Origin of the sequence: Streptomyces sp. GD-15H (assembly GCF_045291515.1) — a bacterium.
Lineage (GTDB): Bacteria > Actinomycetota > Actinomycetes > Streptomycetales > Streptomycetaceae > Streptomyces.
Map to the genome: position 1 here is coordinate 8351219 of NZ_CP149447.1, position 20749 is coordinate 8371967.

Sequence of the window (20749 nt, forward strand, 5' to 3'; positions counted from 1 at the left end):
CGTCCGCCAAGGGCTTGCGGAAGTGGACCGCGGTCAGTCCCTCCGGCGGGCGGCCGGGTCGGAGACGGCGACGTGGGCGGCGACCGCGTCGACGCCGGGGCGGGCGTACCCGCTTCAGGGAGCGGACGGAGGCGTGGCGGGAGCGGGCCAGCAGCATCGGGGTGGGGGTGGTGCGCTCGGCGTCAGGGTGAGCGCGGCCCGACACAAAGGCCCGGCACCGCGGAGGGTGCCGGGCCTGTTCGGGCGCTGGGGTCAGACGACGCGGATGTTCTCCGCCTGGGGGCCCTTCTGGCCTTGGGTGATGTCGAACTCCACGTGCTGGCCCTCTTGCAGTTCGCGGTAGCCCTGCCCGGTGATGTTGGAGTAGTGGGCGAAGACGTCCGGGCCGCCGCCCTCCTGCGCGATGAAGCCGAAGCCCTTCTCCGCGTTGAACCACTTCACGGTGCCCTTGGCCATGCCTGTCTCCTTCGGGGGTGCGGGCCCGCACGGTGTGGGCCCGGAGGTAATCGCCTGGTCCGGAGAGGGCTGCACAGCAATGCGCCCGCAGGCAAGGTGACCGCGGGCGAACGACTTCGGAACCACGCCTGCTCTGTGGATCACGCTAGTCCCTTTACGGGGGCACTGCCAGGCCGAAACCCCGCCGGCCCCGTCGTGCGTCGGTGCCGGCACTGCCGCGAGCCGCTGAAGGCGACCGCCCGCAGCGACGCCCAGTTCTGAGCACCGGCTCGTGGGGCGTCCGTCAAGGACTGGTTGAGGTAGAACGCGGTCAGCCCCTCCGGCGGGCGGCCGGATCGGAGACGGCGACGCGGGCGGCGACCGCGTCGACGCCGGGGCGGGCGTACCCGCTCCAGGGAGCGGACTCGGGCCAGTCGGCGACCGGCTCCAGGACCCCAATCGCGGAATTGCCTGATCAGCAGCGCCTCTGATCCCTTCGGGCGACTCCACTCCACAGCCGGGCCTGTACAGCGAACGGTGGGACTCGGTTGATTGTTTCTACCGGCGTCCGGCGGTGAGTCGGCCGTCGAAGGTGATGTCGAAGGCGTTGAGTGCGGCCTTCCAGCGCATGGTCCAGCGTTTGCGGCCGGTGCCCTTGGGGTCCGGGCTCATCACCGCGAGGTAGGCGCACTTGAGCGCGGCCTGTTCTGTGGGGAAGTGCCCGCGGGCCCCCACGGCCTTGCGGATGCGGGCGTTGACGGACTCGATCGCATTGGTGGTGCACACGACCTTCCGGATCTCCACGTCAAACCGGAAGAAGGGGACGAACTCCGCCCAGGCGCTCTCCCACAGCCGCACGATCGCCGGGTACTTCTTGCCCCAGGCCTCGCTGAACTCCAGGAAACGCTCCAGGGCGGCGTCCTCGGTCGGCGCGGTGTAGACGGGCTTGAGCCGCACGCGCGATCTTTTCCCAGTCCTGCCTGGCCGCGTAGCGGAACGAATTCCGCAGCGAGTGAACCACACACGTTTGGACGATCGTCGCAGGCCAGACCGTGTTCACCGCGTCGGGCAGGCCGGTCAGGCCGTCGCAGACCAGCATCAGCACATCGCGGGCCCCGCGGTTCTTGATCTCGGTGAGGACCTGCAGCCAGTACTTGGCGCCCTCGCCGCCGTCGCCGACCCGCAGGCCCAGGAGGTCCCGATGCCCCTCCGCCGTCACTGCCAGCGCCATATAGACGGGCCGGTTGGCGACCTGACCGTCCCTGACCTTCACGTTTACGCAGTCGATGAAGACGACCGGATACACGCTGTCCAGGGGACGGTTCTGCCATTCGGCCATGCCGGCCATCACGCTGTCGGTGATCGTGGAGATGGTGCTCTTGGAGACCTCCGTCCCGTAGACCTCGGCCAGATGCGCGGAAATCTCACCATGGGTGAGGCCCTTCGCGGACAGCGACAGGACCATCTCATCGACCCCGCCCAGGCGCCGCTGGCGCTTCTTGGCCAGCTGCGGCTCGAACGTGCCCGCCCGGTCCCGCGGCACCGTGATCTCCACCGGTCCGACCTCGGTGGTCACCGTCTTGGCCCGGTGCCCGTTGCGGTAGTTCTCCCGGCCGTCCTCGGCCCGTTCACCGGGCTCGTGCCCGAGGTGATCGGTCAGCTCGCCCTCCAGCGCGGACTCCAGCACTTGCGCGTCAGCTCCGCCAGGAGACCCCCCTCGCCGGTCAGCTTCACTTCGCCGGCCTGGGCCCGGGCCACCAGTTCGGCAACCAGACCGTCATCCACAGCATCCAGCGCATCCACGGCGGCCTCCCCGGTCTCGATGTCACTCATCACGTCAGTCATCAACTGTCGCTTCCAGCTCGGGAGTTACACCGTTGACCGTACAGAACCGCCGACGTCTCGGCCGTCCACACCCCGAAAGCGGATCTGCCGTAACGACGGACACGGCCCGCGTACCGGACCTGCCAGGGCTCGGCCGGGGGCGTGAGCGGGGGCGGCCCCGGGCGGGTTTGCCGAGGCCAGCACGGCGAACAGTGCGATCAGCTCGGGGAGCAGGGCCTCGCCCGCCTCTGTCGGTGGCACGGCCAGGCCGTCTGCCGTCCTCGCCGGGGCCCCGTATCTCGGGGCCGCCGCTGCGCCCGGTGGGTTCGGGGTGGCGTGCCAAGGCAAGAAGGCGCGGGCGACGGCGGCCAGAAGGGCGGCTGCCGGCGGGCTGACGGCACCTGCGTCGAGGCGGTGGGGTAGTACGCGGGAGGCGTTGGAGTCGCCGGTCCCGGTCCGTGGCCAGCGTCCGTGCGGTCACTGCGCGCCGGGCCGGGAGCGAGGCCGCGAGGCGTTCCAGGACGGCCGCTGCTGCCCTGGGGTCCGCCGCGACAGGGCGCCACTGCCCGGCGGCCAGGAACTGCCGTGCCCGCCCGGCCTCAGGGTTCAGGGCGCGCGTGGGTAGCGCCCGCGAGTCGAACGTCTGCCGTGACGTACCCGCGCGCCTGCTGTGAACGCTGGTGGACATCTCGTCACACAGCGGAATCGGGTCTTTTGGAGATGTTGGGTGCGATGCGCTGGCTTCGCGTCAGTGCCAGTGGCCGGCCGTCTTCCCGCTGGCCGCGGTGGGGGCTCAACGCCCCTGCTCCGCCAGATAAGAAGGGAGTCGGTGGCCAGACGTCGGCCGGGCCACAGCAGGACGCCACCGCCGGGACCGAGGCGGAGGCCCTGCGGACCGAACTGGAGCGGCTGCGCCATGAGCGCGCCCTGTCGTCGTCCCCGCGTCGGCTCCTCCTCCGGCGGAGGCCGGGGAGGCTGAGCACGGCGCCGTCTCGGGCAGGCGGCGCTGCTGGTGGCCGCGCCGGGACTGACGCGGCGCTGGCTGCGGCACGTTGCGCTTGGGTGCGGGTGTTGCGCGCTGGCGAGGCCGCCGCGTTCACCCGGCCGCTGAGGCGCCCGGAACGTGGGGGAAGGGGGCGGGTCGGCGCCCAGGGCCCAGGATCCGGCTTTGTGGCGGCCGGGGCGGCGGCGGGAAGGCGCTCTGCGGCGAGCCGGGCGCGCGGCGCCGGGGGCGGGCTGCCGTCTGCGGCGAGCCGGCTCGGTAAGGGCGGGTCCGGTGCCCAGCGGGCGGCGGCGGTCGGTCATCGCCCGATCGGACGCCTCCGCAGTGGTGGCCGGCGTTGGCAAGCCAGCGGCACTCGGGTGTCGGCCCTACGGTGGTGGCATGGCAGTGATCAACGGTTGGCGGCGGGGAGTGGGCGCCCCGGTCGGCACGCTGGACGTGCTGGGGCCGGTTGTGCTGTTCGTGCTGTCGGTCGCGGCCGCCTCCGTCATCCCGCAGGAGCACCGGATTTCGGTTCGCCCGCCTGCCGTGGTGCTGGCGGCGGTCTGCTGTTTCGCGTTGCTGTGGCGCCATCGCCACCCGTTCGGCGTCCTGGTCACCGCCCTCGCCTGCGGGGTGGTCTTCCAGGTGCTCGGGGTTCGGGAGAGTCCGTTGGTGACGAGTCCGGTCATCGTGTCCGTCTACACCGTGGCCGTCCGGACCGACCGGCGGACCACGTGGATGGTGGCGTCGGCCTCGGCCGCCCTGCTGGTCGGGGCAGCCCTGGTGTTCGGCTCCCGCTCATGGTTCGGGGACAACGTGGCGACGCTGGCCTGGACGGCCCTGCCCGCCGCCGTAGGGGACGGGGTGCGCTCACGCCGCGCGTATGTGGCGGCCGTGGAGGAACGGGCGGAGTACGCGGAGCGGACCCGTGAGCAGGAGGCGCGGCAGCGGGTGGCGGCCGAGCGGATCCGGATCGCGCGCGAGTTGCACGACGTGGTCGCGCACCACATCGCCTTGATCAACGCGCAGGCCGGCGTTGCTGTTCACCTGGTGGAGCGGCGGCCGGAGCAGTTGGTCACCGCTCTGGAGGGCATCCGGGACACCAGTCGGTCCGCGCTGGAGGAACTCCGGGTGACCGTGGGCCTCCTGCGGCAGTCCGATGATCCGGAAGCGCCGCGGGATCCGATGCCGGGCCTGGCGCAGGTACCGGAGCTGCTGGCGTCCTTCGAGCGTGTCGGCCTGTCCGTCAGGCACATGCGGCACGGCATGGCCGTGCCGCTGGCGCCGGCGGTGGACCTGGCCGCGTACCGCATCGTGCAGGAGGCCCTGACGAATGTGCGCAAGCACGCCGGGGCCGATCACGCCCGCCTCCACCTGCACTACCGGCCCCAATGGTTGACGATCACGGTCGAGGACGACGGGCGCGCCCGACCGCACAAGCCCCACCCCGGGACCGGCCACGGGCTGATCGGGATGCGCGAGCGTGCGGCCAGCGTCGGGGGAAAGCTGGAGGCCGCGGCGCGCCCCGACGGGGGCTTCACCGTGACCGCCGAACTGCCGCTGCGGCCGGGCGCGGCAAGCGTGGCACCGGTCGGGCGGGACGCCGAGGAGAGATGGGCATGACGATCCGCGTACTGCTCGCCGATGACCAGGCCCTGCTGCGGGGCACCTTCAGGATGCTGTTCGATTCCGCCGACGACATGGAGACCGTGGGCGAGGCGTCCAACGGCCGCGAGGCGGTGGAGCTGGCGAGGACGCAGCGACCGGATGTGATCCTGATGGACATCCGCATGCCTGAGATGGACGGCCTCGTCGCCACGCGGCTGATCGGCGAGGCCGAGGACCTCTCGGCGGTGAAGGTTTTGATCCTGACCACCTTCGAGGACGACGAGTACGTCGCGGAGGCCCTGCGGGCAGGTGCGAGCGGCTTTCTCGGCAAGGGCGCCCGGCCCGAGGAGCTGCTCGATGCCGTCCGCACGGTCGCCGCAGGGGACGCGCTGCTGTCCCCCTCGGCGACCCGGGGGCTGATCAGGCGGTTCCTGGCGCAGCCGGAGCCGTGCACGGCAGCCGTGCACGAGCGGCTGGAATGCCTGACGCGACGGGAACGCGATGTCCTGGGGCTTGTCGCGCTGGGACTGTCGAACGACGAGATCGCCGAGCGTCTGTTCGTCAGCCCGCTGACGGCCAAGACCCACGTCAACCGGGCCATGACCAAGCTGGCCGCCCGCGACCGGGCCCAGCTGGTGGTCATCGCCTACCAGTGCGGCGTGGTCAGCCCGGCGACGACGGCGACTCGTCCCTCAGTGGCCGGGTGAATGCCGGCGTGACCGCGGAGCGCGTTTTGGCCCTGTCGTAGACTCTGCTGCGCAATTCGTTCATGCGGAAAGTCGGTAGCTGAGTCGTTCGAGCCTGCTGCTGCGAGGGCGGTCGAGGGGCAGGGGCCCGGTGGTCCAGTGGGTGTCGAGTCTGACGAGGTTGAGTGCCGTGGCGGAGAAGGCGTGTTGAAGGCGGACTTTCGGCAGGCCGCGGTAGCGAGCCCGGCGGATGCCGGTGACATCGAGGGCCTGGTTGATGGTGCCCTCGACGCCGGCGCGCAGGGCGTACTTGTTCTTCCAGGTGTCGGTCTTCTGCTCGGCGCGGGCCCGGGCGAGGTTCTCGTGGAGTTCCTCGGGACGCAGGGTGAGCATGCGGCGCCCGGGTTTCGAGGTGGTGCACTGCTTCTGGAAGAGGCAGTCGCGGCAGGTCAGGACACTGAAGGTGATCACGATGGCGTCCTTGCCGTGCTGCTTGACCGGGTTCCAGTGGGAGCTGGTGCGACCGGCGGGGCAGCGGACCTGACGGGTCTTCCAGTTGATGGTGAAGGCGTTCTTGTCGAAGCCTTCGGCGGCCTTGGCCTGCGCGGAGTGGTCCAGGAGGACCGGGGTGACCATGCGGATGCCGTCCTGCATGGCCTTGGTGATCAGGTCTGCTGAGGGGTAGCCGGAGTCGAGGTAGTGCTCGGCGGGTTTCACGCCGCGCTCGGTGAGCTTGCGTTGGATCGGTGCGGTCGCCTTCACATCGGGCACGGTCGCGTCGGTGGTATGCACGTCGGTGATGAGGTTCGGCACCACCCCTGTCCCAGAACCTGCCCCAGACCCGGCGGCGGCGTCGGGGAGTGTGCCGCACGTCTCGGTCAGGTGGATCTTGTAGCCCATCCAGAACAGGTCCTCACCCTTGGCCGCCCACCGTGCGTCACGGTCATAGGGGGAGGACAGGCGGAGTTGACCGGGCGGGACACCGTCGTCGGCGTCCCGCTTCCTGATCACCTGCCGTCCCCGCGCGTCGCTGCGGATGAGGTAGGTCTGCACGAGGACCTGCCGCAGCAGGTCCACCGCCTCGATCTCGCGGATCCACCCCGGCGCGTCCTCGGCCCAGGCCGCCCGGCACAAGGCGAGGGCATCCTGCCCGAAGACCTGGGCGAGACGGTCGCGTCTGGTCTGCGAGGGCGGCATGCGCCAGCCGTCGGCCCGCGGCCCGTACCGCTCGGCGAACTCGGTGATGTCGATCTGCCCGGCCAGCCAGAGCGGGGCCGCGACCGCCAGGGCCTCCAGCGCCGCCCGCACGCTCTCCCCGGCCAGCTCCAGACGGTTCAAGTCCCGCACCGCACTGATCACATGGGTGGAATCGGTACGCTGCTTGCCGCCGGCCGCCACCAGACCGGCCTCCTTGCAGTGCGCCAAGAGCCGGTCGAAGACCACCCGCTCCATGCCGCTGTCCGCGAGCCGGGTACGGAACCTGGACAGGACACTGGCGTCGAAGCCGGTGTCGGTGAGCTCCGCACCGAGGGCGTACTTCCAGTCGATCGCCCGTACCGCCATCGCCGCGGCCTGCCGATCGGTGAGGTCCTCGGCGAACTGCAACACCGTCACCAGCGACAACACCCCCGGCGACAGGCCCGGAGCCCCACGCACCCCGAACGCGGCGGAAAACGGCTCATCAGCGAAGACCTCCGCCAGACGGTCCCGCACCCGTATCGCCAGACTCCCCTTCGGGAACGCCGCCCGGGCCACCATCACGGTCTGCTCCGGGATCTCCGGCAGCCCCGCCGGCCGCATCGACATCCGTACCGCCTCCACGGCCGCACGACAGAGAAGCGACCCCAGGAACGATCATCGCGGACCCGACCTCACCCCCGCAGCGAATTGCGCAGCAGAGTCGTCGTACGCCGGCCTGCCGGATACCGCGGCCGTGGTACCCGGGAATTGCTGCACGGGGACGACGCGCAAGGGGCCGTTCCTGGGCGATGGTGGGGTCATGAAACGGAGCTGTGTACCGGTGCACCAGCCGTACACCGGCCCCGTTGACGGCGCGATTCTCACCCCTGCACGAAGGGACCCGCCATGCTTACTCCCTCCCAGGATTGCCGCACCATCGGCGACCTGCTAGAAGGACACGCACTCAACGTCCTGGACCCCGGCGAGGCGAGCGCGGTCCGCGCCCACCTGGCGACCTGCCCTGACTGCCGGGACGAGCATCACTGCCTCGCGGCCGTGGCCGCACACCTGTCCTCTCTTCGCACGGCCCTGGCGTACGACCCCGGCCGGCAACAGCCGTCGTACCTGCCCGGGTCGGCCGGGTGCCGCCATGACTCGCGGCACCGACGCCGCCGGCACAGTACGGCCCGAGGGGCCCTGGCCACCTCGCTCACGCTGTCCCAATGGGTGAGTCGGCTTGCCTACGTCAGGTGAGCGACCGGGCAGCGTGCTGATCCGCCCGGGCAGCACACTGGAAATGCGCGCCGAGCGCGCCGGTGAGCCCCCTCACCGGCGCGCTCGGCGGACGCCGCTGAGGTCCCTGGTTGTGTACACGACCAGGAGGAATCATGCGCGTGCCCGCTGCCAGGCATCCCTCACCGAGCACCGCCGCCTCTCCGGGGCTGCTGCGACGGGCCGTGGTCGCCCTGTCTCACGGGTGGCCGAGGATGCGCTGCGAGCGGCCGGTGGCCCGCCCGGAGCAGCTGGCAGCACTGCTGGCGATCGTGGACGAGGCCGTGGCAGCCCAGCCCGTCGCCGACCGCGTGGTGGCCGCATGCGGCCACCACGCGGTCGGTGTCCGGCGCGGTGACGCAGACCGGCGGGGAACAGATCTCCGTCTACCACAAGCTCAGCGTGCGCCTGAGTCGACTGTCCATCGACGACGACTTCGACGATCTCAGAAAGCGGGCGTTCCGGCTCCTCTCCTACCACCAGTGGATCCTGCGCCAGGCGGTGAACTTCGCCTGCGCCACCAACCCGGACCCCCGCGTAGAGGCGGCCCGACTGCGGATGCGCGGTCTGGGCGAACCTGCCGAGGGCTTGCGGCGGCGCTGTCACGTGGTTGAGGGCGTGGGTCTCTGTCGGCGCGTCGGGGTGTGGCGGGGGTCGGGTTTCGGGCCGGTGCTCAGGCCTTGGCGGGCTGGCCGGCGGCGCCGGTGGCCTGGTCCCGGAGGGCGAAGCGGATGGTCATCTCGGTGCGGTGGTCGGGGGCTGTCCTCAGGGGGCGGCGTGGCCGGGTGGCTTCGTTCATCTCCCGGCACAGCGATGGCCGGTAGGTTCCGGAGGCAGTCGGTGATCACTCGCCTCGTGAATCTCGACGAAAGGCGGCGGCACTTCGCAGGTGGTGTTCGTGGGCCTCGCGCAGCCCTACCGCCTGGTCGTCGTCGGCCGGGGTCGCGTTCGCCGGCGACGTCGCCGCGGTGGTGGTGTCGGCCGGATCGGCGGTCGGGGCGGGGGCGGGGTGAGGCTCCGGGCGTCGGCGAGGAACTCGCCGCCGACACCGGGGCCGTGCTCATCGCGCTGGCCCGGCTCGACCGCGGGCCCGAGCAGCGGCAGGACAAGCGGCCGGCGGTGAGTGACCTGCGGGACTCCGACGCCCTGGAGCAGGACGCCGACGCGATCATCCTGCTGCACCGCGAGGACTACTACGAGCCCGAGTCCGGGCGGGCCGGGGAGACCGATCTCATCGTGGCCAAGCACCGCAACGGGCCCACCGCCACGGTCACGGTGGCCCATCAGTTCCACTACAGCCGCCTGCGCGATATGGGCGCCGCCGAAGAACCCGCCTTGTAGCGTCTCAAATTCCGTGTCATTTTCTCAGGCGCAGTCTCACGTCGATGTCATGTCTCAGGTCAGCGGCTTGCACCGAACGGGAGAGCTGAGGAAATGACACGGAAGCTGAGACAACCGCCGGATGACACGGCGTGAGACGCCAGTAGGACCGCAGGTCACAGCGTCGGCACATGACACGGAGGCCGAGAACCTACACCGCCCTCCAACAGCCCTGGACGCCGCTGTGCGGCCCGTTCCGCCCGGCGCCGGGCAGCTATCCCCCGGCCGATCATGAACGGAGACCCCCGATGGGCATCGTCGGAGCCGGCCTGCACCGCGCCGTCCAGCAGGCGTTCACCCGCCCCATACCGAAGTCGGCCGGTGCGCGGATGCGCTACCTGGTCAGACACCCCATGTCGTTTGGTGTCAAGCGGCGTGGGGGTGGGCGTGGTGGGGACCTGTCCCCGAGCGGTGGACACCTCTGAGCCCGGCCCCGGCAGGGGCCGGGGAGGAGGGACCTCTTATGGTGATGAAGGTCTATTCGCCCGAGTTCAAGGCGGACGCTGTCGCGCTGTACCTGTCGGATCCGAGCCACACCCTCGAGGGCATCGGCAAGGACCTGGGGATCAGCCGGGAGACGCTGCGCAACTGGGTGCGGGCCGAGCGGGCCCGCCGCGGCAAGAGCGGCGCCATGATCAAGAGCACGAAGGACGTCCCGGTGAGCGAGGCCACGAAGGAAGAGCTGGAGGCCGAGATAGCGGCCCTGCGCGCGGAGAACAAGGACCTGCGCAAGCAGAACGCGACCCTGGCCACCGAACGGGACATCCTGTGCAAGGCGACGAAGTTTTTCGCCACCGAGATGAACTGGTGAACCGCTTCAAGTTCATCGAGGACCACCACCGCGCCTGGGGCGTGAAGCGGTTGTGTCACGTGCTGGAGGTCGCCCGCTCCAGCTTCTACAAATGGCGGGCCGGCCGGGAGGCCCGCGCCGCCCGCGAGCGGGCGGACGCCGCGCTGGCCGAGCGGATCAGGGCCGTGCACGCCGAGTGGGACGGCACCTACGGCCGGCCCCGGATCACCGCCGAGCTGCGCGACGACGGTGAGCGCGTGAACCACAAGCGCGTCGGACGGGTCATGCGCAAGTACGGCATCGCCGGGCTGCGGCTGCGCAGGCGCCAGGTCACCACCGTGCCCGAGCCGTCCGCCACGCCCGTGCCGGACCTGCTCGGGCGCGACTTCACCGCCACGGCGGCGAACACCAAGTACGTCGGCGACATCACCTACCTGCCGGTGGGTGACGGCGAGTTCCTGTATCTGGCGACCGTGATCGACTGCTTCTCGCGCCGCCTGGTGGGCTGGTCGATCGCCGATCACATGCGCACCTCGCTGGTCGCCGACGCGCTCCGGGCAGCTGCCGCGACCCGCGGCAGCCTGGCCGGAGCCGTCTTCCACAGCGATCACGGAGCGCAGTACACCTCCCGCCAATTCGCCGATATATGCGCCGAGTTGGGGGTGCGGCAGTCCATGGGCGCGGTCGGCACGAGCGCGGACAACGCGCTCGCCGAGAGCTTCAACGCGGCCCTCAAACGCGAGACGCTCCGCGGCGCCCGCCGCTTCGGCGGGGCCCGCGCCTGCCGCCTGGCCGTCTTCCGCTGGACCACCCGCTACAACACCCGCCGACGACACTCGGCGAACGGACAGCAGGCACCGATCGCCTACGAGCAACAGTCGGCTACCCTGACACTCGCCGCATAACGACACGAACAGGTGTCCACCCCTCGGGGACAAGGCCCGTGCGACCATGCGGTCGCTTCGTTGTAGGGGGTTCGGGTCTTGAGGCATCCGTGGAGGATGCCGACGAGGCGGTTGCCGAGCTGGCGGAGGGCGGGGTTGTAGCCGGCCTCGCGGGCTCGCTGCTTGTCGTAGTAGCGGCGGGCTCCGGGTGAGGCACGCAGGGCGGAGAACGCCTGGGCCTGCAGGGCGTCGGCAAGCCGGTTGTTGCGCACGAAGCGGGCCTGGACGGTGTGGCTCTTGCCGGAGGCCCGGGTGATCGGGCTGGTGCCCGCGTAGTTCTTCCGGGCCTTGGCGGAGCTGTAGCGGGTGGGGTCGTCGCCGAACTCGGCGAGCACCCGGGCGCCGGTGATCGCTCCGATGCCGGGCATCGAGAGGTAGATCTCAGCGTCCGGGTGCGCGAGGAAATGCGCCCTCACCTGCGCTTCCATTTCGGCTATCTGCTCGTTCAATGCGATCAGCAGCCGTGCGTGGGCGATGGCGGTGGCCGCATAGGCGGTAGTCACCGGCTCAGGCAGGGTCAGGTGCTTCTCGCGCAGCGCGGCGGTGATCGTGGCCGCTTTCGCCGTCCGGTTATGCCGGCGGTGCCGGGCCAGGACGGCGGTGATCTGGGCGCGGGTCAGCTTCGCCGCCGCTGCCGGGGTGGGGGCCTTGATCAGCAGCTCCAGGGCGTCCGTGCTGGTCAGCGTGAGGTCGGCGTAGGCGTTCAGGGCGGCCGGGAAGTACTCGCGCAGGGTGTTGCGCAGCCGCTGGAAGGTGCGGGTACGTTCCCAGATGAGGGTCTGGTGGGCGCGGGCGACGACCTTGACGGCCTGGGCCTGCTCGCTGTCCCCGGCGATCGGCCGCAGCTGGGCGCGGTCGATGCGGACCATGTCGGCCAGCGCGTGGGCGTCGCCCTTGTCGCTCTTGGCTCCGGAGGTGCCGTACCGCTCCTTGAACCGGGCGGCCTGCCTCGGGTTGATCGCGTAGACCTGGTAGCCGGCGGCGAGCAGCGCCTGCACCCAGGGGCCGCGGTCGGTCTCGATCCCCACGATCACCTCGGTGGCATCGAGGTCCTCACCGCCGTGCTTCGCGACGAGTTCATGAAACTTGGCGATGCCCTCGATACCTTCGGGTAGCTTGGCGGCGGCCAGTTTTCGGCCGGTAGCGTCCTGGACCTCGACATCGTGGTGGTCTTCGGCCCAGTCATCGCCGATCAGCAGCAACTCGTCCTCCTGGTCAGGTACTTCCCTACTCGTGCAGCCTCCGGAAGACACGGCACGCGGCCTAATGGATCCAGTGCTCACGCCCCACTCGGCGGGCACGCCACCCCATCAGCGGTCTGGCCTCCCGGCCGACCAGCAGGGGCACGGTCTGACCACAGAGCTCGAACGGCTCCGGCAGCGGAAGTGCTCACCTGCTGGCGGCTACGGCACCGAGTCTCACCGACCCGGCAGCTCCCATTAGGCAGCTCAACGGCACCAGGCCGTCGCCCAGATGCTGCGGATCTCCCAGCGCACCGTGGAGCGGTACGTGAAGGACCAGATCCGCCGGCCCCGCGCGGACCTCGCCCGACGCCTTCAGGACGCGGTCCGCGCCCGCTGGCAGCCCCGCATCCGCGAGCGCGCCCGCCGCCAGGCGGCCACCCGCACCGGCCTGGTCGTCGACACCCGGGCCCGGTTCGGCTTCACCGCCGCGCCCGGCACCACCGACGACGCCCGCGTTCGCCACCTCACCCTCGCCCTGCCACCCCAGTACGCGGCCCGCCTCTTCGACGCCCACGACGCCGGCGCCACCGAGCGGCGGCTGCGCGATATCGCCGCCGAAGGGCTGGGTGAGGTGTACTTCCGCGACGGCGGCCGCCGCGCCACCGGCCTGGAGGTGGAGTTCACCGACGTCGAGCACCTTCAGTTCGACCTGTAGGGCCGGGCTGCGCCGTCAGACCGGGGAGGCTGCGCAGCTGCGTATTCGGCTGTGGGTGGCTGCGGGTCACCGCCGGGGCCGGCGCCCAGGGCGCGGCGTCCGGTGGCCGGGCGTGCGGGCCTCGGGTCGCCGGCGGCCGGGGCGGTGGGCAGGCGTTCGGCGGCGAGCCGGGCGCGTGGCGCGGGCGGCAGCTCCGCTTCGGTGGCGGTGCGGGTGGGTCCGGTGCCCAGCGGGCGGCGGTCGGTCATCGCCCGATTCTCCCCGCCGCCGGAACTTCTTCACCGCTCGGTCGGCTGCTCCGGCCCGGCCCAGGGGGCGCGCGTGTCACGCGCGTGCGAGGCGGTGAACTTCCCTCCGCCGGCTGTCTGCTTCGCCCTGCGCATAGGTCTCTGAACTGCGCTTTGCGCCTGTAGCCGGGGAAGGGGCGTGAGGTTGTGCTGTCCGTCGGCCAGGGGGAGGCGTAGCGGTCATCCCCGCTCGGATACTCCCGAACCCCGAATAACACCGGGGGCGTGCTGATCGCGGTGTACAGCGACGTCCGCCAGGTGCTGCGGCGCATCGGCTGGCCGCTCAACCAGGCCGCCGTGGAGCGCGCGGTCGACGCCCTTGCCCGTTCGCGCCGGCTCAGCGCGCCGGGCGGTAGGTTGCGATGATCACTCCGCTGCTGGTCGGCTGGGCGCTGACCAGCAGCAGCTTCTTCAGCGCGGCGTCATCGGCGAACAGCTTCCTGCGGTTCTCGCCGGCCACCACCGGGTGGATCAGCAGCACCAGCTCGTCCAGCAGGTCCTGCTCCAGCAGCGAGCGCACCAGCGTCGGGCTGCCCGCGACGGTGATGTCCTTGCCCTCGCCCGCCTTGAGCTCGCTGACCGCAGCCACCAGATCGCCCTTGATCAGCGTGCTGTTCGCCCAGTCCTCGACGCTGTCCAGCGTCGAGGAGACGACGTACTTGGGCGATTCGTTGATCCACTTTGCGAAACCGGCGTCCTCACCGCTGGTCACCGCGGGCCAGTATCCGGCCCACTCGGTGAACGTCACCCGGCCCAGCAGGATCGTGTCGGCCGTCTCCAGCGTGTCGGCCAGCGCCGCGCCCATCTCCTCGTCGAACGCGAACTGCCACTGGTCCGGCGACTGCGCGACACCGTCGAGCGAGACGAACAGACCCGAAACAACCCTGCGCATGATTCCTCCATGATGAGTCCGGGGTCTTCCGCCCGTCCCGGCCCGGACGGCGCTCTGGCCGGGACAGGCCGTCCCCGTCGGCTACGTCGTGAACACTAGGCGGGCGCCAGGGTCAGGTCTTGTACAGAAGCGACAGCGGCTCCGCCGCGTCCGGGGCGCTCAGCTGAGTGGCGGTCCGCCCGACGTACCGCCTCAAGGACCGCGCCAGGTGCGGCTGGTCGAAGTACCCCAGCCGGTGCACGACCTCCTGGGCCGACACCCCCTCCTGGACCAGCACCGCCGCCTGACGGGCGCGGTGGATCTGCCGGATGGTGCCCTGGGTCAGGCCGGTCGCCGCGACGAAGCGCCGCTGCAGGGTGCGATCGGAGCCGTCCGGGCGGGCGCCGTCGAGCACAGCGGGCACGACCGGGTCCAGGTCCACGATGCCCTCGCGCACCATCCGCCGAACGAACGCCTCGGCGTTGTCGTAGTCGGGAACGTGCCAGGCCGACCCCTTCAGCCACAACGAACGCCGCGTCACGTCCGGGATCGCCGCATTGCCGTCCACCAGCCGGCTGACCGGGATATGCGGCATCGACGTACCCAGCGCGAAACTGATCCCGAAGAAGACAGCGTCCTCGGGGACCGGCGCCCGGGACGCCCTCGACTCCGGACCCAGCACAGCCGCCTGCACCTCACCGCGGTGCTCCCAGAACACCAGCTCCCAGTGCGACGTCGCGATCGACATCATCTGGCTGACGTCGTCGCTGCGGCTGCGCCACACCCGCTCGATGTACGGCAGCTCCGACGGTCGGCTCTCGATCACCAAGCCCAATCCGGTCCCCCTCACACGGCCACACACTCTGCCCCGGACCGCCAGTCTGGCACCCACCGGACGACGACCTGACCGGACACCCTCGCCCTGCCCCGCAGTACGCGGCCCGCCCCTTCGACGCCCAGGAGGCCGGCGCTGGCGAGCAGCGCCTGCGGGATATCGCCGCCGAAGGCCTGGGCGCGGTGTACTTCCGCGACGGCGGCCGCCGCGCCCACGGCCTGGAGGTGGAGTTCACCGACGCCGAGCGCCTGGAGTTCGACCTGTAACAGGTGGCCCAGTGGTCGGATAACCGGTCCTCGTGTGAGTGAGCGTTTCCCCTGGCACCCGCGCCGTTCGGTTGGCGCCGTGAGCGCATGGCCTGTCGGGCGGAGAGCTCTGATACGGCTCCGGTCCAGTTGATCGTTCGCCTGCTCGGCGCCTCCGGCGAGCCGACAGACCGCCGCTTATGGCTGACCGCATAGCCGAGGACCGAGGATGAGTGAGACAGAGGGGGCTGGACAGGAGAGTGTGCGTGACCACCTCGCGGATCGACTACCGGGCGCTGTTCGCCGTGGCGTGCAGCCCTTATCTGGTGCTGGACCCCGACCTGGTGATCGTCGAGGCCAACGAGGCCCATCTGCGGGCCACGGGCCGGACCCGCAAAGAGCTGCTCGGCCGGTACCTCTTCGAGGTCTATCCCGACAATCCGGCAGACCCGGACGCCGACGGGGTGCACAATCTCCAGGCCTCCCTCCAGCGGGTCATCCGCTCGAAGGAACCGGACACGATGGCGGTGCAGAAGTACGACATCCCGGTCTCCGGCCGTCCGGGAGTGTTCCGGGAGAAGTGGTGGTCGCCCGTCAACACACCCGTCCTCGGAGCCGACGGAGAGGTGCAGTGGATCATCCACCGGGTGGAGGACATGACCGAGTTCGCGCTGACTCGTCCCCTCCGCCTGAAGCCGGACGCCCCGGGCGCAGAGCACAAGGCGACGGAGGCCGAACTGTTCACGCGGGCGCAGGAACTCCAGCGCCTCAACGAGGAACTCCGCGAGGCCCACGACCGGGAACGCCGTACCGCCCTCACCCTCCAAGAGGTCATGCTGCACTCCCCGGACCTGGCTTGCCACCGGGAGATCGCCGTGCGCTACCTGCCCGCCGTCCGATCCCTCAACGTCTGCGGCGACTGGTACGACGTGGTGGACCTGTCCGAGGACACGTACAGCGTGGCGGTCGGCGACGTGGTCGGCCACGGCCTGGAGGCCGCCGCCGTCATGGGCATGCTCCGAAGCGCCCTGTCCGCCGCCGTGCGCGCCATCCACGAACCCGGCACGGCCATGGACGTCCTGAGCCGGTACGCCCGCACCTTCGAGGGCGCCCTGGCCACCACCGCGGTCAAGGCCGTCATCGACACCCGCCAACAGCACCTCACCTACACCAGCGCCGGCCACCTCCCGCCCCTCCTGGCCCGGCCGGACGGCACCGTCGTCCTGCTCGATGAGGCCACCGACCCTCCCCTGGGCGTCCTCACCGACCCCACCACTCCGCGCCCCCAGGCCACGGTGCCCTACACCCCGGGCGACACCCTCGTGCTCTACACCGACGGGCTCATCGAACGCCGCGGCGAGGACATCGACGCCGGCCTGCACCGCCTCGCCGATGCCCTCGCCCGCCACACCTCTCTCGGCCCTGGGCGGCTGGCCGACACCCTGCTCACCCGCCTCGGCGTGGCCGACGGCGGACGCGACGACGTCGCTCTGGTCGTCGTCCGCCTGTGAACCGGCCTTCGCCGGCTCCACCCGTCTCGCACCGCGGCGGCCACCGACAGCCTGCGATGTGTCGGGTTCGTGTCAGTGCCAGTGGCCGGCGGTCACCGTCGGCCGCTGCCGGCCGTCTTCCCGCCGGCCGCGGTGGAGGTACGTGACGGTCCGCCGCTGACCTCGGGGTGGCACCGGCACCGGATTGCACTGCCATGCGGCGATAGATCCCCGGGTGGTTCGCCGGCATGAAGCCGAGAGGCCGCACAGAGGCCGACCTGGTGCCGGGCGAACCCTTCGAGTAGGACCACCGGTGCCGGAAGCGTTTCGCGTTCACTGAGTTGGAGGCGCACAGCGTGCCCGTGATGCCCGATCATGGGAAGTTTCGGACGGTGCCCCATCGCCTCGGGGCATCGTCCGACGTCCCGCTCCTCGGGGCCTCGGCATGCCATTCAAGGAGGAATGATCATGAGTCGCATATTCGGAAGGCGGGTCGCCACCGCGGCCGCCTCGGTGGCTGTCGCGGCGGGCGCCGTGCTCGCCGCGGGCGGTACGGCCTCGGCAGCGCCCCACTCCGACGCCCAGCGCGTTGTCACCGGCTCCTACGCCACGGACAACGACCGGCACGACCGCGATAACCACCGCGACCGGCGCGACCGCGACCGCGATAACCACCGCGACCGGCGCGACCGCGACCGCGATAACCACCGCGACCGGCACGACCGCGACAACAACCGCGACCGCGGGGACAATCGCCGCTGACGGCGAGGGGCCGAAACCACCGGCCCGCTGATCAGCCGCACGCACCGTCCGCATGGCTCATGTCCGACAACGACGTCGCGTATGAGCGACCGCGGCCGAGACGGCAGTAGGTGACCGGACGGGGTGCGCCCATACCCCCTGGGGCGGGGTGCGGTGCGCCTGCAGGCGCACCGCACCCCGCCCCAGGCATGTCGTCGATGCCCGGCAGGCCCGTGCCGCAGACAACCTCATCGAGGGTGGCGCCTTCGGGCTCTGAGCCGGCGTCGGCTACGAGCGCCCGGGGAGGGTACCGACGCCAGGGCCCGCCGGGGGCGGCTACGCCCACTCCACCCCGAGCTCGGCGAGTGCGTCGCGCTGTTCGGGGGTGAGTTTGTGGCGGCGTGTTTTGGTGTTGGAGATCCATACGCCCAGCTTCACGGTCACGGGCTCGGCCTCGCCGTCGACCGCGATCTCCTCACCGTGACCGCGTGGTACCGGCCGTTCTCCTTCCCGCTCGACCCACTGCGCGAGGGCCGTCAAGCCGCGTTGGAAGGCCTGCTGCGCCTTGCCCGGCCCTTTCGCCGCGCGCCCGGCTGCCGGGGCCGGAGACGGCACCTGGACGGGCTGCACGCCCAGTTTGGTCAGCCGTTCCTGCTGCTCTTCCGACAGCAGCTTCCAGGTGCCCGGCTGGGTCTGCCGCTGCAGCCACCGTCCGAGATCGTCGCCGTCCATCAGCACCCCGGGCGCGATGTCGGGCAGGCTGCCGTCGGCGTCGACCAGGTCCGCGAGCACCCGGTAGTGGCGCTGCCAGTCCAGTGGCCAGGGGCAGTTCCAGTCCTCATCGATCGCGGCCAGCTGCTGCGCGCGTTCCGCGGCCCGCGCCGCTTCCTTCCCCAGGCCGCCCTTCCGGCGGAGGTTGGCCATGTGCTGTCCGATGGGCACCATCGCCTCGCTCTCGCCCCAGATGGCGTCCTGGCGGGGTGCGAGGTGTCCGGTGGCCCGCCGGTAGGAGCGGAGTACGGCGAGCTTGGTCTCCCAGGCTTCTTCGCCGGGCTCCCAGACCATGCCCGGCCTCCGGCAAGTCGAGCAGGGTCTTGCGCCGTTCCTCCAGCTCCCCGGCCCGCAGGGCCTTGCGCTGCTGGTGCACCCACCTCCCCAGGGGGAAGTCCTTCGTGACGCCCACCTCGGTCTCGACGTCATAGGGAACGGCGTGCAGGCCGGTGATCTCGTTCTCCCTCCGCCAGCGCAGCAGGGCCTGGTAGCCCTCCAGCCACACCAGCGACTCCGGCCGGTAGACCCGCGTGCGCAGGAACGCCGCGATCGTGGTGGCGTCCCGGGGCGTGGAGAAGTGGAGCAGCGCGGACCCGGCGGCGGCGTCGGTGTCGTCCTGCCCCTGGTCCTCCCCGGCCTCGCGGCCGGCCCCGACGATCCGCCCCTCCTCGTCGCGCCGGAGGTGTACCGTGCGCTGTCCGTGGGTGAGGGCGCGGGAGGCGAGCTGCTCCACGAGTCGTTCATCATGACTGCGCAGGCCCTGGAGCACGGCGACAAGAGGGCGGAAGCTGGCGGAGGCGATCATGTCGGTCGGGTCCTCGCCGGGCTGGAGGAAGACGGGCACGATGATCCGGGCGACCTTCGTGCTGCCGTCCCGGTTGAGCCGCAGGGCCCGGCCGATGTTCTGCACGATCTCCACCTGGGAGCCGCGGGTGTCGGCGAAGCAGACGGCCTCCACGCCCCGCTCGCCGGTGATGTCCACGCCCTCCCCGAGCACACGACAACTCGCCAGGAACGCCCGGTGCACCCGCCGACCCGCGGCATCGATCCCGTTCGCGAACTGCCGCAGCACCTCACGCCGCTCGGACACCAGATGGTCGCCGCACAGCCACGCCGCCCACACCCGGCCCGGGGGGACGTGGCGGCCGGCCTGAAGCTCGTAGAACTCCGCGTCGATCGACGAGGCGGGCAACCGGTCCGTGGCCGCCAGGTCGTCGCCGGAGGCGTCGTCGACGTACAGCTCGGCAGCGGTCTCCGACATCTTCTCCGCGAAGGCGGCGGCCTCCTCCACCTTCTGGTGGAACGTCATCACGGTGCGCAGGTTGTACGCCGCGGCGTGCTCCAACAGTGCGGTCTGCAGCAGCGCCAGGCGCCGGCCCCGCCGTGCCTCCTCCGACTCCCCGAGGACCGGCGCGGGGTCGCGGATCTCCAGCACGTCGATCTCGAATCCGGCGAGGATGCCCCGCTCGATCGCCTCGCTCAGCCCGAGCTCGGCCAGCCACGGTCCGTAGGTTTCCGAGTCCTGGCCCATCGACGCGAGCTCCAGCTCCTGACCGTCCTTCCCGCGCTGCGGGCGGGGAGAGGCCAAGATGCGCGGGGTCGCGGTCAGGTACAGCCGGAAGTCCGCCGGAATGCGGGCGTTGTCGTGGATCGCCGCCCACGGACGACCTAGATCACCTGCCGTACCGTGGGCTTCGTCCACGATGGCGAGCGAAAAACCGTCCATCCGCTGCCCGTAGAGGCGCTCCCCGCCCGCGAGGGCGGCCTCCAGCGGCCCGCGCACCTTCCCCGGCCCAAGGGGTCCTCTGGGTCCTCGCGGTCCACGAGAGAGGCGTACGTGGCGAACACGACCACCGGCCCGCTCCCGGCCCACAGGGCGAGCTGGATCGCGTTGGTGGTGGTGCGCACCCCGAGCCGCTCCAGGACCTCGTCCTTTTCCAGCGAGCACACCGCCACCATCGGCGCCCGGTGCCCCACCCGGCGCCACGCCTGAGCGGTCTGCACCAGCAGATCCAGGGTCGGCACGGTCACCAGGACCCGCCCGCTCGGGAAGCACTCCCGCGCGCACGCGGCGGCGGTGATCGTCTTGCCCGACCCGGTCGCGGACACGATCGTCCCCCGCGCCCCCTCCGACGGCACGGATGATCTTGCAGGGAATCCCACCCACTTACGGAAACTCGCCTTCTGGGCCACCTGGTGCTCCCGAAGCCGCATACCCAGCATTCCCCCACTCCTCCCCTGCCTTCTCTTGCCTTCTGTTCCGCTCGCTTGGGACATCACCAGGACGGTGTGAAGGGCGGGACGGACACCGTGCCGTCCTCGCCCACCACGATCCGCTCGGCAAGCTGGGCCAGGACCTCACAGGGGCGCAGCCCCGTCCGGCCGACCACCGTCTGGACCAGCCGGCCGGACGCGGCGGACAGCCGGACCTCCGCCCGCAGCTCATCCGCTTCCTCCTGTGGCGTAGCTGTCGTGCTTGCATATTGATCTTGGTTGTGGCCTGTTGT

General features: G+C 71.0%; 15 protein-coding genes and 5 pseudogenes. 11 read left to right on the forward strand and 9 right to left on the reverse strand.

Translation table 11 applies throughout. From position 1 onward, the window contains the following. Positions 1-252: 252 nt before the first annotated feature. Positions 253-456 (reverse strand): cold-shock protein, encoded by a 204-nt coding sequence (locus WJ438_RS39655; RefSeq protein ID WP_109540803.1) that lies wholly within the window; start codon positions 454-456, stop codon positions 253-255. A 537-nt stretch (positions 457-993) separates the two neighbouring features. After that, positions 994-2280: pseudogene (locus tag WJ438_RS39660) on the reverse strand (IS256 family transposase). A gap of 1363 nt (positions 2281-3643) precedes the next feature. On the opposite strand from WJ438_RS39660, the gene WJ438_RS39665 reads away from it, so the two are divergent. Both WJ438_RS39665 and WJ438_RS39670 read left to right on the forward strand, forming a co-directional pair. Then, a complete protein-coding gene (locus tag WJ438_RS39665) occupies positions 3644-4867 on the forward strand; it encodes a sensor histidine kinase (protein WP_406729417.1) in 1224 nt (407 codons plus the stop codon). Continuing rightward, complete coding sequence (locus tag WJ438_RS39670) at positions 4864-5559, forward strand: response regulator (protein ID WP_406729418.1); 696 nt, start codon at positions 4864-4866, stop codon at positions 5557-5559. The genes WJ438_RS39665 and WJ438_RS39670 overlap by 4 nt, the downstream gene beginning before the upstream one ends. A 60-nt stretch (positions 5560-5619) precedes the next feature. On the opposite strand, the gene WJ438_RS39675 is transcribed toward WJ438_RS39670, so the two are convergent. Next, on the reverse strand, positions 5620-7344 hold the full coding sequence (locus WJ438_RS39675) for an IS1182 family transposase (RefSeq protein WP_406727186.1): 1725 nt from the start codon (positions 7342-7344) through the stop codon (positions 5620-5622). 279 nt (positions 7345-7623) lie between these two features. Here WJ438_RS39675 and WJ438_RS39680 point away from each other — a divergent pair, with 279 nt between their 5' ends. After that, on the forward strand, positions 7624-7971 hold the full coding sequence (locus WJ438_RS39680; protein WP_406729419.1) for a zf-HC2 domain-containing protein: 348 nt from the start codon (positions 7624-7626) through the stop codon (positions 7969-7971). A 691-nt stretch (positions 7972-8662) separates the two neighbouring features. Here WJ438_RS39680 and WJ438_RS39685 read toward each other — a convergent pair. After that, positions 8663-8788, reverse strand: coding sequence for a hypothetical protein (locus WJ438_RS39685; RefSeq protein ID WP_406729420.1), 126 nt, complete (start codon positions 8786-8788; stop codon positions 8663-8665). 14 nt (positions 8789-8802) lie between these two features. Between WJ438_RS39685 and WJ438_RS39690 the strand changes: the two genes are divergently transcribed. The 3 genes and pseudogenes from WJ438_RS39690 (at position 8803) to WJ438_RS39700 (ending at position 11064) form a co-directional block, all read left to right on the forward strand. Next, positions 8803-9330: a DnaB-like helicase C-terminal domain-containing protein gene (locus WJ438_RS39690; protein ID WP_406729421.1), complete on the forward strand. Its 528-nt coding sequence runs from the start codon at positions 8803-8805 to the stop codon at positions 9328-9330. Positions 9331-9617: 287 nt separating this feature from the next. Next, positions 9618-9716, forward strand: a pseudogene (locus WJ438_RS39695) (XRE family transcriptional regulator); the annotation flags it as partial. Positions 9717-9832: 116 nt separating this feature from the next. Then, positions 9833-11064 (forward strand): IS3 family transposase gene (locus tag WJ438_RS39700; RefSeq protein ID WP_406729422.1). Its coding sequence is split into 2 segments (ribosomal slippage): positions 9833-10154 and positions 10154-11064, totalling 1233 coding nucleotides; the frame shifts between segments, so codons are not numbered across the junction. Here the strand turns inward: WJ438_RS39700 and WJ438_RS39705 are convergent. Then, the gene (locus WJ438_RS39705) at positions 11025-12305 is read right to left on the reverse strand and encodes an IS110 family transposase (RefSeq protein WP_406729423.1); all 1281 of its coding nucleotides are present in this window, start codon (positions 12303-12305) and stop codon (positions 11025-11027) included. The two genes, WJ438_RS39700 and WJ438_RS39705, sit on opposite strands and share 40 nt — an antisense overlap. A gap of 191 nt (positions 12306-12496) precedes the next feature. On the opposite strand from WJ438_RS39705, the pseudogene tpg reads away from it, so the two are divergent. After that, positions 12497-13002 (forward strand): annotated as a pseudogene (gene tpg, locus WJ438_RS39710) (telomere-protecting terminal protein Tpg). Here tpg and WJ438_RS39715 read toward each other — a convergent pair. Next, on the reverse strand, positions 12987-13250 hold the full coding sequence (locus tag WJ438_RS39715) for a hypothetical protein (protein ID WP_406729424.1): 264 nt from the start codon (positions 13248-13250) through the stop codon (positions 12987-12989). The pseudogene tpg and the gene WJ438_RS39715 sit on opposite strands and share 16 nt — an antisense overlap. A gap of 264 nt (positions 13251-13514) precedes the next feature. On the opposite strand from WJ438_RS39715, the gene WJ438_RS39720 reads away from it, so the two are divergent. After that, complete coding sequence (locus tag WJ438_RS39720) at positions 13515-13655, forward strand: hypothetical protein (RefSeq protein ID WP_406729425.1); 141 nt, start codon at positions 13515-13517, stop codon at positions 13653-13655. Here the strand turns inward: WJ438_RS39720 and WJ438_RS39725 are convergent. Together WJ438_RS39725 and WJ438_RS39730 are read right to left on the reverse strand one after the other, a co-directional pair. Further along, positions 13627-14181: a dihydrofolate reductase family protein gene (locus WJ438_RS39725; protein WP_406729426.1), complete on the reverse strand. Its 555-nt coding sequence runs from the start codon at positions 14179-14181 to the stop codon at positions 13627-13629. The genes WJ438_RS39720 and WJ438_RS39725 overlap by 29 nt on opposite strands. A gap of 112 nt (positions 14182-14293) precedes the next feature. After that, positions 14294-14986: a helix-turn-helix domain-containing protein gene (locus tag WJ438_RS39730; RefSeq protein WP_406729427.1), complete on the reverse strand. Its 693-nt coding sequence runs from the start codon at positions 14984-14986 to the stop codon at positions 14294-14296. A gap of 68 nt (positions 14987-15054) precedes the next feature. Here WJ438_RS39730 and WJ438_RS39735 point away from each other — a divergent pair. The 3 genes and pseudogenes from WJ438_RS39735 to WJ438_RS39745 form a co-directional block, all read left to right on the forward strand. Then, a pseudogene (locus WJ438_RS39735) lies at positions 15055-15261 on the forward strand (XRE family transcriptional regulator); the annotation flags it as partial. A gap of 245 nt (positions 15262-15506) precedes the next feature. Continuing rightward, complete coding sequence (locus WJ438_RS39740; RefSeq protein WP_406729428.1) at positions 15507-16751, forward strand: PP2C family protein-serine/threonine phosphatase; 1245 nt, start codon at positions 15507-15509, stop codon at positions 16749-16751. A gap of 447 nt (positions 16752-17198) precedes the next feature. Continuing rightward, entirely contained in the window at positions 17199-17492 is a 294-nt protein-coding gene (locus WJ438_RS39745; protein ID WP_406729429.1) for a hypothetical protein, read from the forward strand. Positions 17493-17807: 315 nt separating this feature from the next. Here WJ438_RS39745 and WJ438_RS39750 read toward each other — a convergent pair. After that, a pseudogene (locus tag WJ438_RS39750) lies at positions 17808-20465 on the reverse strand (Helicase associated domain protein). Positions 20466-20749 lie beyond the last annotated feature (284 nt).